Source organism: Streptomyces sp. NPDC040410 (assembly GCF_055595715.1).
The window spans coordinates 70543-81887 of record NZ_JBVIVK010000005.1 but is presented as its reverse complement, the minus strand read 5'-3'; the positions used below and the strand labels follow the sequence as shown (position 1 = coordinate 81887).

Here is an 11345-nt window from a genome sequence, read left to right as displayed (position 1 = left end):
CACAAGGATAGGAACAGACCGACAAAGGTAGCGGAGCGCCGACACGGTTCACCCCGTCTGACCTGCAAGAACGTCATGGATTAGCGTAGAAACGCAAGGGCCGCCAAGATCCCCAAAGGACTCATAATCCGTCGGCCGTGGGTTCGAGTCCCACCCGCCCCACCAGTTTCTGGCCGGCACTGCCAGGGCGTCGTTGAGGTTGCCGGCCTGGCCGGCGGACAGGGCCTTGTCGGTGAAGCTTGCGTGGCGCGCGATCTGCGCCGGCACGGGCCGTGGGGCGGGCATCAGGGCTTGCGGCCGATGAAGGCGAGCAAGCGGGTCTGTACGTCGGAGTTCTCGGGTACCTCGACCCGGGGGCCGTAGTGTCCGCTCTTGCGGAGGACTTCGTCGAGCGGCAGCATCCCGGCGAGCAACTGGGCGCACCTGTCGGGGTCGAGGCGTTCCTCCTGGCCGGTGGCCCGTGCGAGGTCCCAGGTGTGCAGGAAGACGTCAGCGGTATAGAACTGGCCCACTGCCTGGTCCAGAGGGATCTGCCCGATGTGCTGGTTCGAAAGTGTCCTGTCCGCTGTGGCGGGGTCGTCGAGGAGGGCCTGTACCCCGTCGCAGTGCACCTCCCAGGCGGCTACCGGGTCGTCGTCCACCGACGGCCCTTTCGGCAGTTCGACGCCGGCACCGGCCTTCAGGAAGTCCGGGAACCACCCCACGAGGTGACGCACCACGTCTCGGGCGACCCACCCCTCGCACGGCGCCGGGTTGTCCCATGCCTCTGGATGCGCGCCGCGTACGCGTTCGGTGAATACGCGCGCGACCGTGCGGTGTTCATCGGCTGCCTTCGTCATGGCCTCAAGCCCCTGTGTCGGTGCCTGTGTCGGCGCTGCCGCTCCGGCCGCCGCCGAGCAGTTCGTCGAGCCGCTCGTAGCCTTCGCGGACGCCATGTTCCATACCGCTCCTGAGCATCGCGTCGCGGGCCTCGATGGAGTCCATGAGCGACTTGGCGGTGACCCGGGTGCGACCACCGAGGTCCTCGAAGACGGCCGTCTCCAGGCTGACGCCGTCCGGGAAGCCCTCGAAGGTGAAGGTCTGCACGATGCGCTCGTCGGGGCGAACCTCGTGGAACACGCCGTGGAAGCCGTACTCGGTCCCGTCGTCCTCGCGATGCACATACCGATAGGAGCCACCGCTGCGTGCGTCGTACCGGTCGATCCGCATCGTGAGCCGCCGCGGGCCGAGCCACTGGACAACCAGATCAGGGTCGGTGTACGCCCGGAACACCCGCTCCGGCGGAGCGTCGAACTCCCGGGTGATCACGATCGTCGGCAGAGCCGGGTCGGCCTCGATTCGCGTCTCGTTGCGGTGCTGCGTGTCGCTGGTGCTCATGATGCCGCCTCCTCCGTCGGGGTGTCCGCCACCGGCTGCTCGTCCATCTGCTCGAGGAGCGCATCGAGACGACGGAAACGGTCCTCCGCCTCACGCCGGTAACGCTCGATCCACTTCGCCATCAGGTCGAGGACCTCTGCTTCGAGGTGGCAGGGCCGCCGCTGGGCGTCCCTGCGGCGACTGACCAGACCGGCCTCTTCCAGGACCCTGATGTGCTTGGACACGGCCTGCACCGTGACGTCGTACGGCTCGGCCAGTTCGTTGACCGTGGCGTCCCCGGCGGCAAGCCGGGTCACGATGTCGCGCCGGGTCGGGTCGGCCAGTGCGGAAAAGACCTGGGTCAGCCGGTCGTCGGCCACCACGCACCTCGCATATTCAACCGATTGGTTGAATAGCCTAGGGTCGGGCTCTCGCATTGTCAACGGAGTCGGGGCGGGGTCAGGGGGACCGGCGGACCTTCCCCCTCAGTGCCGGCGCCGCACCGCATCCGATAGCGTCTCCCGCTGACAAACCGGTGGTGAAACCGCCCTGCTGGGGCCTCAAGGAGTCCGTCGTGCACTGGACAGGTTGGGTTGTCCTGACCCTCATTTTGATCATCGGCGGATGGATGCTGTTCGACGGCCTGCACGCCGTTCTCAGCGGGGATTTCGTCACGCCGAAGAGCGGAACACACGCGGGCCGGCTGGGCCCCTGGGCCGGCCTGCTCTCCGCAGTGGGCCTCGACCCACGGTCGATGCTGACAAAAGTGACGTTCGTCGGGTACGCCAGCGCCTACCTCGCTGCCGGCATCGCGTTCGCCGCGCGGGTGCAAGGGGCGTGGTGGGCGGTCCTCGTCCTGGCCGTACTCGGTCTGTGGTACCTGCCGTTCGGCACCGTGACCAACCTCGTTGTCATCGCGCTTCTGTTCGCGCCGGCACTGCGGACTGCCACGACATAGAGGGACGGGCCCGGCAAGGGAGCGGGCCCTCATGGACGGACTCCGGGGCGGACGTCCGTAGCCCACCGGCCTGGCTGCCGTGGTTGAAAGGCTGGTCAGGCCAGAGAATCGAGGGAGTAACGAAGCCTCCGTATCGACCAGTGGAAATGAGTGGATCGGGCGTTTTGGGTCCTGCATGATCCCGGCATGCTCATTGACCATGAAGGTGTTTCACCGACCGTTCACCCCTCGGCCTACGTCGCCCCGACGGCGACCCTGTGCGGAGATGTGCGTGTCGGTGCGGGGTGCCGGGTGCTGTTCGGCGCGGTGCTGACCGCGGAGGGCGGGCCCGTGGAACTCGGCGAAGGCTGCATCGTGATGGAGAACGCGGTCCTGCGCGGGACGCGGCGCGATCCCCTCCGCCTGGGGCGCCAGGTCCTCGTGGGCCCGGGCTCCTACCTGACCGGATGCACGGTCGAGGACGAGGTGTTCCTGGCAACCGGCAGCCGGGTCTTCAACGGCGCCCGGATCGGGACGCGTTCCGAGGTGCGGATCAACGGGACGGTGCATCTGCGCACGGTGCTGCCAGCGGATGCCATGGTGCCGATCGGCTGGGTGGCCGTCGGTGATCCGGCGCAGGTGCTTCCGCCGCAGGAGCACGAGGCGATCTGGGCCGTGCAGAGGGAACTGGACTTCCCCGGCTATGTGTTCGGTCTGGAGCGGCCCGCGCCGGGCGAGAGCCTCATGCCGGCCGTCTCGGAACGGTTCGGCCGTGCCCTCGGCCGTCACCGTGACGACCGAGTGCTCTGAGCCGCCGCCCGCGGTCCGGCACCGGGCGGGCCGGACCGCAGTTCGGTCGCGTGATTCGCCAGCCTCGGGCAGTGGCACTCCGGCCGCCGTGCGGTGTAGCCGTGGCCTCTGACGGCTGGCTCACTACTTGCGGAATTCGTTGATAGGTCGAGCATTTTCAACCGATGTAGTTGTGGTGTAGCGATTAACCGACTGAATCGATAGTCTCTCGTGAGCTTGCCGTCGAGGGTCCTCGACCGCGCCGACCGAAGGACTGGTACGCATGACGGAACGAACCGGGTTCCCCGCCCCTGCCCTGCGCGAGACCCGGCGCACCCGCCACCGCCGCCTGCGAGAGCAGGGCAGCCTGAGCCGCGCGGATCTGGACGCCGTCCTGGAGACGGGTTTCGTGTGCCACCTCGGCGTGATGGTGGAGGGTGCCCCGATGGTCGTACCGACCGTGTACGGCACCGACGGGGACACCCTGTACCTCCATGGCTCGGTCGCCAGCCGCAGCATGACCGCCTCGCCCCCGGACGTCGTCTGTGTGACGGTCACTCATGTCGACGGCCTGGTGCTGGCCCGCTCGGTCTTCGAGCACGGCGTCAACTACCGCAGCGCGATGATCTACGGCGTGCCCCGTACCGTGACCGACCCGGTGGAGAAGCTCACCGGCCTGCGGGTCCTGACCGAGCACATCGCCCCCGGCCAGTGGGACTACGCCAGGCAGCCCAGCCGCAAGGAACTGGCCGCCACCACCTTGCTGGCGCTGTCGCTGGACGAAGCTTCGGTGAAGCTGCGCACCGGGCCCCCCGAGGACGGAGACGGACCCGACGCCGCGCTGGGCCTCTGGGCCGGCGTGCTGCCGCTGCGGTCGGCATGGGGCGTTCCGGAGCCGGATCCGGCCCTTCCCGACGGCGTACCGGTTCCCGCCCACCTGGCCCCGCTCGTCGGGCGGTCGCCCGGGTCGGCACGTGGCCTGACCGCCTCGGACGGCTGACTGAAGACGGTCACCGGCCGGGGCGTCGGCGGGATCCACCGCCGGTTGCCGGTGCCGCCGTCACCGGACCGTGCCGTCGGCCAGGAAGCCGCGCAGATGTTCCAGCAGGGCCTCGGGGCGCTCCTCCGCGATGAAGTGGCCGCATTCGGGGATCTCCGCGCCGGTGACGTTCTCCGCGTACTCGCGCCAGATCTCCAGTGTGGGCAGACGGGCCGGCAGCCCTGCTGACCCCCACAGCGCCAGCACCGGCATGGTGAGGCGGCGGCCCGCTGCGGCGTCCGCGTCGTCCAGTGCGAGGTCCTGTTCCTGGGCGCGGTAGTCGTCGAAGCCCGCGCGCAGGGCGCCGGGGCGGGAGAACGCCTCGACATAGGCATCGACCGCTTCGGGTGTCAGCCCGTGGCGGTTGTAGGTCCACCGCTCGTAGAAGTACTCCAGATACCCGCGGACGTCATGCCCCACCAGGCGCTCGGGCAGGTCAGGCTGGAGATGGAACAGCCAGTGCCAGTACCCGGAGGCGACCGTCGCGTCGATGCGGCGGAACATCTCCCGGGTCGGCACGACATCGAGCACGGCCAGCCGTTCCAGCTGGTCCGGGCGGTCCAGCGCCCAGCGGTGCGCGACGCGGGCGCCGCGGTCGTGGCCGACGACCGCGGCCCGCTCGAAGCCGAGTGCCTCCACCAGGCCGGCCATGTCCGCGGCCATCCGCCGCTTGTCGTAACCGGATACGGGCTTGTCACTCAGCCCGTATCCGCGCAGGTCGGGGGCGACGACGGTGTGGTGGGCGGCGAGCTCCGCGAGGACGGGGCGCCAGCACAGAGCGGTCTGCGGCCAGCCGTGGAGCAGGACGAGCAGGGGGCCGGAACCCGCTCGCACGTAGTGCAGGCGGACCCCGTCCACCCGTGTCACACCGGTCGTCATTGTCAGCTGCCCCATGGATGACTCTCCTCGGAAAAGTGGGACTAACCTTCTTAGGGGGTTAAGTTAGCGTGCACAATGGAGCCGTGACAACGGACGACTTGTGGATCTGGGACGGCGGGCGGGTCTGCCTGGACTTCGTCAACACCCTCCGGCACCGGTGGAGGACCACTCCCGAGGAGACCCTCCGTGAGCCGGGCGACCTGACGCGCTGGCTTCACGAGGCCGGCCTGCTCGAACCGGGCGACCCCGCCCCCGCGGCGGAGGCCGTTCTCACATCCGGCCGGCTACTGCGGGAAGCGGTCGACCGGACGGTACGCGAGGTGGCGGACGGCGGACTGCCCGCGCCGGAGGACGTGACGCTGCTCAACCGATCGGCGGCGGCCGCCCCCGTACCCGCCCCCCAACTCGTCGTCAGGGGCGGGCGCCTGGAGCGCGCGGGCACCGCGAACCTCGCCGACCACTCCGAAACCGCACTCGGGCTCATCGCTCAGGACGCCATCGACCTGCTTACCTCCGCCGAGATCCGACGGATACGGGTCTGCGGCTCCGACCGCTGCGGCCTGCGCTTCGTCGACCGCTCACCCGCCCACAACCGCCGCTGGTGCTCCATGTCGCGCTGCGGCAACCGCACCAAGGTCCGCCTCCACCAGGAGCGGGCGAAACGGCGGGATCACGTCCCTGAGGGGTGAGGAAGGGGGCGCCCTCGGTCATGCCCGGTCGCGGCCCCGCGGAGTCACCGAAAGGCTGCCCGCCGAATGCGGCGGGCAGCCTGGAGCGTCGTACGGCGGTTCGCGGAGGCTGGCGGGACGCGACCGCTTCGTTCGGCCAACAGGGTCCGGGTGAGTGTCAGGTCCTCGGAGAGCTCCCGGCGGCGGCGTACCAGGTGATGCGCGGCGACCCGGGCGGTCACCACCTGGGCGCCGCCCAGGCCAGCGCGTAGCCGAAACCGTTGATCGCCCAGTGCAGCGCCGCCGGAGCCAGCAGGCTGCCGGAACGGCGCCGCAGCTCGCACAGGACCACCCCCGCGGCGGTCATGGCCGCGACGCCCACCATGACGGTCAGTGTCACGTCTGCCGGACTGCTTCCGAAAGCCGTCGCCACGGCGCTGTTGGAACGATTGAGTCCGCGGGACGGCAGCAGATGCCAGAGACCGAAGAGCAGTGACGACACGGCGGTGGCCCACGCCGCTCCGCGTCGGCGTCGGACCATGGCCCACAGAACACCGCGGAACGCGGTCTCCTCCAGCAGCACGGTCGCGAACGGGACCCGCACCAGCACCCGCCACAGCAGCTGCTCCGCGGACAGGCCGACCGCCCTGGCATCCTGGAACGCCTCTCGGCCGGCCGGAACGGCGAGAAGGAGCAGGAAGACGACGAGGACGGCGGCGGCCAGGACGGGCGCCCACCGCAGTCCGCGGCGCACACCCGCCGCGTCGAGCCCCAGATCGGCCGGGGTGAGACCGTCCCAGCGGGCGATCAGTATGAGTGCGGCCGTCGCGGTCACACACGTGAGCACGTACGCGTTGGGGCTCCGCACGAGCCAGTTGTTGAGCAGGTTCGCGGCGACCAGGACGACAACGACACAGACGATCCGCATCCTGATTCCAGGATCCTCCGTCGGGGCGGTCCGGTCCGCAGCGGCGAGCCCAGTCCGTCGATCACGTCCGGTGAGAGTGAGGCCCTGGGGCAGGATCGGACCGGGTTTGGGCGGTAGATCGGTGATCTTGATACCGGTTCAGCGACATGGGCCATACGGCCAGGTCAGCACGTTCCGGTTCGCCAGGTGATTTCATCTCAGATGAGGGGCCCTGCAGGAAGCCTCCCGGCACACCGTGCGCCTGGACCCGGTCCGGGCGCACTGGGGCGACATGCTGCGCGTGGCCGGCTCCCTGACCACCGGTGAGGTCCGCGGCTACGACCTGATCCGCATGCGCTCGCTCCAAGGGCGCAACCCCAGGTGCAACTTCGGTTGCGTTGCGTATCCAATGGACGGTGGGCGGCGGTTTCGCCGCGATCGTCCCCGGGAGTGCCATGAGTACGCCGCCCGAGCCGTCCCCGCCCGAGCCGTCCCCGTCCGAGCCGTCCCCGTCCGAGCCACCCGATGGGGCAGCCGCCCCCGTCCCGCCCCCACCCGGCCGGACGGGTGCCTCACGTGCCACGCGGATCGCGATGAGCGTGGCCTCCGCTGTGCTGATTACGCTCACCTGCATCCTCGTCCCGGTGGCCATCCTCACGGTCTGGGTCCATGACATCGTGCTGGACACCGACCGGTACGTCTCGACGATGTCTCCGCTCGCGACGAATCCGGCGATCGAGGCGGCCGCCGTCAACCGCATCGCCACGGCCGCCGACGTCCGGGTCAACGGCAACGAGGTCGCGGCGGATGTGGCGTCCTGGCTGCAGTCCCAGGGCCTGCCGCCGCGCGCGGCCGCGGGGATCAAGTCCCTGGGGCCGAAGCTGGACGAGGCGGTCAACGACGTGGTCACCAAGGCGGCGACCCGTTTCGTACAGAGCGACAGGTTCGAGACCGTCTGGACCGACGCCAACCGCGCCGTCCACACGGCCGTCGTGAATGTCCTCACCGGCCACGGACGGGGTGCCGTCTCGGTCAGCGACGGCACGGTCACCCTCAACGTCGGCGCCGCCGTGGACACGGTCAAGCAGGACCTCGTGGACGCCGGCCTGACTCCGGCCGAGAAGATCCCCGACGTGAACAAGCAGATGGTGCTCTTCCAGTCCGACAAGCTCGCCAAGATCCAGGGCTTGGCCCACGCACTGGACGTGATCGGCAACTGGATGCCCGTGCTCACGGTACTGCTCGGCGTGATCGGGGTGCTGCTCGCCCGCAGGCGGCGCCGCGCGCTGGTGACCACAGCACTGGGCGCGGCCGGAGCCTGCCTGGTCCTCGCGATCGGCCTGGTCATCATCCGCCACTACTACCTCGGCCATCTGCCCGCGCAGGTGCAGTCCCCGGCAGCGGCAGCAGCGGTCTTCGACACGCTGCTGCGCTTCCTGCGGATCACCATCCGCACGGTGCTGGCGCTTGGAGTGGTGGTGGCGATCGGTGCCTACCTGTCCGGCCACGGCCGCCTGCCGCGCGCCGTTCGCGGCGCGGCCGAACACACCGCCGACTCCGCCGCGCGCTGGGGCGCTTCCCACGGGGTGCACACAGGACGGGTCGGGACCTGGACGGCCGCCCACCGGCAGTGGATCACCCTCGGTGTTCTGCTGATCCTCGCCCTGGTGCTCGCGCTGTGGAGCTACCCGACAGTGCTGACCGTCCTGCTGCTGGTGCTCATCCTGCTCGCGGTACTCGCCGTACTCGCGCTGCTGGCAGCGACCGGCCGGGCCGCCCAGCAGAGCACAAGGCCCGAACAGGCCCAGGGAGAGTAGCCGGGGTGGCCACCGCGACCGGGCACAAGTCACTTCGGCGAAGCCTGCTGGAGTGGCGGCCTCCGCGCGGAGAAGCCCGGGTCGAGCCCCGGCCGACGACAGGGGCCCTGTCCGGCCGTTCCGATCGCAACCCCGCGTCGGCCAGAGGCCCTGTGGAGGGCCGCCCACAAACATCAGCGGCGCTCGCGCCGATGACGGGACGGAGAACGAAATGACGCAGGCATCGTGGAGTGAGTACAGGCCGGGGCAGCGGTTCCCGGGGGTGATCGGTCGGACGACCGACGACTCGAATCCGGCGTGGCCGCAGCCGGTGCGGGCGGCGGCGGGTGCGCCGAACGTGCTGTTCATCGTTTTCGACGACACCGGGTTCGGGCAGTTGGGCTGCTACGGCAGTCCGATCGAGACGCCGAATCTGGACGCGCTGGCCGCGGGCGGCCTCCTGTACAGCAACATGCACACCACCGCGCTGTGTTCGCCGTCGCGCTCCTGCATCATGACGGGCCGCAACCACCATGCCAACGGCATGGCGGCGATCACGGAGCTGGCCACCGGCTACCCGGGCTACAACGGGCAGATCCCGTTCGAGAACGGGTTCCTCTCCGAGATGCTGCTGCAGCACGGCTACAACACGTACATGGTCGGCAAATGGCACCTGATGCCCTCGGAACAGGAGTCGGCAGCGGGCCCGTACGACCGGTGGCCGCTCGGGCGGGGTTTCGAGCGGTTCTACGGGTTCCTGGGCGGGGATTCCAGCCAGTGGTACCCGGACCTGGTCTACGACAACCACCAGGTCGAGCCGCCGGCCACACCGGAGGAGGGCTACCACCTGACGGAGGACCTGGTCGAGCGGGCGATGTCGTTCATCGCCGATGCCAAGCAGGTCGCCCCGGACAAGCCGTTCTTCCTGAACCTGTGCCCAGGCGCCACCCATGCCCCGCATCACGTGCCGAAGGAGTGGGCGGACCGCTACCGGGGCCGGTTCGACGACGGCTGGGAAGCCTACCGCGAGCAGACCTTCGCTCGGCAGAAGGAGCTCGGCGTGGTGTCGGCGGACGCGCAGCTGTCCCCGCACGATCCGGACGTGCCCCCGTGGGAGTCGCTGACGCCCGACGCGCGGCGCCTCGCGGCGCGGATGATGGAGGTCTACGCGGGGTTCCTCTCCCACACCGACCACCACATCGGGCGGTTGGTGGAGTTCCTGAAGGAGACCGGCGAGTTCGACAACACGCTGATCATGGTGGTCTCCGACAACGGGGCGAGCGCCGAGGGCGGGGTGACCGGAACCACCAACGAGCTGCAGTTCTTCAACAACGCGCCCGAGTCGCTGGAGGAGAGCCTGGCGCGGATCGATGAGATCGGCGGCCCGGCCACGTTCAACCACTACCCGTGGGGCTGGACATGGGCGGGCAACACGCCTTTCCGTCGGTGGAAGCGGGAGACCTACCGCGGCGGCGTCAGCGACCCGTTCCTCGTCCACTGGCCCGACGGCATTCAGGCCCGCGGTGAAATCCGCGGCCAGTTCGCGCACATCATCGACATGGTCCCCACCGTCCTGGACGTGCTCGGGGTCGAGCCGCCCGCGACCATTCGGGGTGTCACCCAGTCGCCCCTCCACGGGGTCAGCTTCGCGCACACCTTCGACGACGCCGACGCGGCGAGTCGCCACCGTACCCAGTACTACGAGATGCTCGGGCACCGGGCGATCGACCACGACGGGTGGCGGGCGGTCTGCCCCTGGCCCGGGCCCTCCTTCGAGGAGGCCGAGCGGCCCTTCGGCACCCCGATCACCATGGCCGACCTCGACGACCTCGACGCCCACCACTGGGAGCTCTACCACGTCGACGAGGACATCGCCGAGACCAGGAACCTCGCCCAGGAGCACCGCAGCAAGCTGATCGAGATGATCGCGCTGTGGTACGTGGAGGCGGGCAGGTACAACGTGATGCCGATCGACGGAAGCGTCCTGCAGCGCATCATGACCGAGCGCCCGCAGATCACCGAGGCCCGCACCAGCTACACCTTCCGTTCCGGTACCCAGGCCGTGCCCGCCGCGGTCGCGCCCCGGGTCCTCAACCGCCCGCACAGCGTCACCGCCGACGTCGAGATCCCGCCCGGCGGCGCGGGGGGCGTCCTGCTCTGCCAGGGCACCAACGCCGGCGGCTGGTCCCTCTACCTCAAGGACGGCCACCTCCACTACGCCCACAACTACGTCCAGCGGACCCTGCACCACGTGGCCTCCAGCGAGAGCGTGCCCGAGGGGCGGCACACCCTGCGTTTCGAGTTCGAGCCCACCGGCGCCCCGGACATCGCCCACGGCAAGGGCGCACCCGGCCGGGCCCAGCTGTACATCGACGGGCGCCTCGTCGGCGAGACCGATATGCCGGTCACCACCCCGATCGCCTTCAACCCCGGTGGCATGGCCTGCGGCGCCAACCCCGGATCGGCCGTCACCCCCGACTACCAGGCACCGTTCCGCTTCACCGGCACCCTTCACGGCGTCACCGTCGACCTGTCCGGAGACCTCATCGTCGACGCCGAGAGCGAGATGCGCATGCACATGGCCCGCCAGTAGGCGCGGCCCCGTAGCCGGCCGGTCATCGGCAAGTCCGCGTGTGTGACCTTCAGAGCAATGCCGCAGACGTGCCAGGCCGGGTCCGACCTGTGTCCGAGCGCCGGGCTCGGACGAGACCGGCAAGACCCCGGTCCCGGTAGGCGGCGGCCCACCGCTGCGCGGTCCGACAGGCCACGCCCGCCTCGGCGGCCCACACCAGCGGAACCCCGTCCTCACGATGCGGCCGTAGCACCGCGAACCGGCGCATGGCTCCTGGCCGGCCGCGTGCGAATGGCCAGAAGTGATCTGGGACATACGCGTTCATCGTCGGTTATGGGTAGCTTGAGGTGCTTGTCCTGTACGCGGCTTTGTGTCATCGCGTGTACCGCCCCCTGATACCCG

12 protein-coding genes are annotated in these 11345 nt (G+C 69.8%); 7 read left to right on the top strand and 5 right to left on the bottom strand.

Going from position 1 to position 11345, the window contains the following annotated elements; genetic code table 11:
• Positions 1 to 284: 284 nt before the first annotated feature.
• Genes ACZ562_RS12590 through ACZ562_RS12580 form a run of 3 tightly spaced genes read right to left on the bottom strand, consistent with a single transcriptional unit; the run spans position 285 to position 1739 of the window.
• Entirely contained in the window at positions 285 to 839 is a 555-nt protein-coding gene (locus tag ACZ562_RS12590) for a TIGR03086 family metal-binding protein (protein WP_471177082.1), read from the bottom strand.
• 4 nt (positions 840 to 843) lie between these two features.
• Positions 844 to 1377, bottom strand: coding sequence for an SRPBCC family protein (locus ACZ562_RS12585; RefSeq protein WP_471177080.1), 534 nt, complete (start codon positions 1375 to 1377; stop codon positions 844 to 846).
• On the bottom strand, positions 1374 to 1739 hold the full coding sequence (locus tag ACZ562_RS12580; protein ID WP_471177077.1) for an ArsR/SmtB family transcription factor: 366 nt from the start codon (positions 1737 to 1739) through the stop codon (positions 1374 to 1376). Before ACZ562_RS12580 ends, ACZ562_RS12585 begins: the two co-directional genes overlap by 4 nt.
• A gap of 191 nt (positions 1740 to 1930) precedes the next feature.
• On the opposite strand from ACZ562_RS12580, the gene ACZ562_RS12575 reads away from it, so the two are divergent.
• From ACZ562_RS12575 to ACZ562_RS12565, 3 genes are all read left to right on the top strand, one after another.
• Positions 1931 to 2314 carry a hypothetical protein gene (locus ACZ562_RS12575; protein ID WP_471177074.1) on the top strand — a complete coding sequence of 128 codons (384 nt, stop codon included), beginning with the start codon at positions 1931 to 1933 and terminating at the stop codon, positions 2312 to 2314.
• 186 nt (positions 2315 to 2500) lie between these two features.
• Entirely contained in the window at positions 2501 to 3103 is a 603-nt protein-coding gene (locus ACZ562_RS12570; RefSeq protein ID WP_471177071.1) for a gamma carbonic anhydrase family protein, read from the top strand.
• 262 nt (positions 3104 to 3365) lie between these two features.
• Positions 3366 to 4082: a pyridoxamine 5'-phosphate oxidase family protein gene (locus ACZ562_RS12565; RefSeq protein ID WP_471177068.1), complete on the top strand. Its 717-nt coding sequence runs from the start codon at positions 3366 to 3368 to the stop codon at positions 4080 to 4082.
• Between the two features lie 60 nt (positions 4083 to 4142).
• On the opposite strand, the gene ACZ562_RS12560 is transcribed toward ACZ562_RS12565, so the two are convergent.
• Complete coding sequence (locus tag ACZ562_RS12560; protein WP_471177064.1) at positions 4143 to 5015, bottom strand: alpha/beta fold hydrolase; 873 nt, start codon at positions 5013 to 5015, stop codon at positions 4143 to 4145.
• Positions 5016 to 5083: 68 nt separating this feature from the next.
• Here ACZ562_RS12560 and ACZ562_RS12555 point away from each other — a divergent pair, with 68 nt between their 5' ends.
• Complete coding sequence (locus ACZ562_RS12555; protein WP_471177061.1) at positions 5084 to 5689, top strand: CGNR zinc finger domain-containing protein; 606 nt, start codon at positions 5084 to 5086, stop codon at positions 5687 to 5689.
• A gap of 217 nt (positions 5690 to 5906) precedes the next feature.
• Here the strand turns inward: ACZ562_RS12555 and ACZ562_RS12550 are convergent, their stop codons facing one another.
• Positions 5907 to 6596, bottom strand: a complete 690-nt coding sequence (locus ACZ562_RS12550; RefSeq protein ID WP_471177059.1) for a lysostaphin resistance A-like protein — start codon at positions 6594 to 6596, stop codon at positions 5907 to 5909.
• Between the two features lie 211 nt (positions 6597 to 6807).
• Here ACZ562_RS12550 and ACZ562_RS12545 point away from each other — a divergent pair, with 211 nt between their 5' ends.
• From ACZ562_RS12545 to ACZ562_RS12535, 3 genes are all read left to right on the top strand, one after another.
• The gene (locus ACZ562_RS12545) at positions 6808 to 7248 is read left to right on the top strand and encodes a hypothetical protein (protein WP_471177867.1); all 441 of its coding nucleotides are present in this window, start codon (positions 6808 to 6810) and stop codon (positions 7246 to 7248) included.
• Positions 7220 to 8392: a hypothetical protein gene (locus tag ACZ562_RS12540; protein WP_471177057.1), complete on the top strand. Its 1173-nt coding sequence runs from the start codon at positions 7220 to 7222 to the stop codon at positions 8390 to 8392. Before ACZ562_RS12545 ends, ACZ562_RS12540 begins: the two co-directional genes overlap by 29 nt.
• Positions 8393 to 8603: 211 nt before the next feature.
• On the top strand, positions 8604 to 10964 hold the full coding sequence (locus tag ACZ562_RS12535) for an arylsulfatase (RefSeq protein ID WP_471177054.1): 2361 nt from the start codon (positions 8604 to 8606) through the stop codon (positions 10962 to 10964).
• Positions 10965 to 11345: the final 381 nt, after the last annotated feature.

Excerpts from the sequence above, each read along its gene's own strand:
- ACZ562_RS12590 (WP_471177082.1), bottom strand. The coding sequence starts at position 839 with ATGACGAAGGCAGCCGATGAACACCGCACGGTCGCGCGCGTATTCACC.
- ACZ562_RS12585 (WP_471177080.1), bottom strand. The coding sequence starts at position 1,377 with ATGAGCACCAGCGACACGCAGCACCGCAACGAGACGCGAATCGAGGCC.
- ACZ562_RS12570 (WP_471177071.1), top strand. The coding sequence starts at position 2,501 with ATGCTCATTGACCATGAAGGTGTTTCACCGACCGTTCACCCCTCGGCC.
- ACZ562_RS12565 (WP_471177068.1), top strand. The coding sequence starts at position 3,366 with ATGACGGAACGAACCGGGTTCCCCGCCCCTGCCCTGCGCGAGACCCGG.
- ACZ562_RS12560 (WP_471177064.1), bottom strand. The coding sequence starts at position 5,015 with ATGGGGCAGCTGACAATGACGACCGGTGTGACACGGGTGGACGGGGTC.
- ACZ562_RS12550 (WP_471177059.1), bottom strand. The coding sequence starts at position 6,596 with ATGCGGATCGTCTGTGTCGTTGTCGTCCTGGTCGCCGCGAACCTGCTC.
- ACZ562_RS12535 (WP_471177054.1), top strand. The coding sequence starts at position 8,604 with ATGACGCAGGCATCGTGGAGTGAGTACAGGCCGGGGCAGCGGTTCCCG.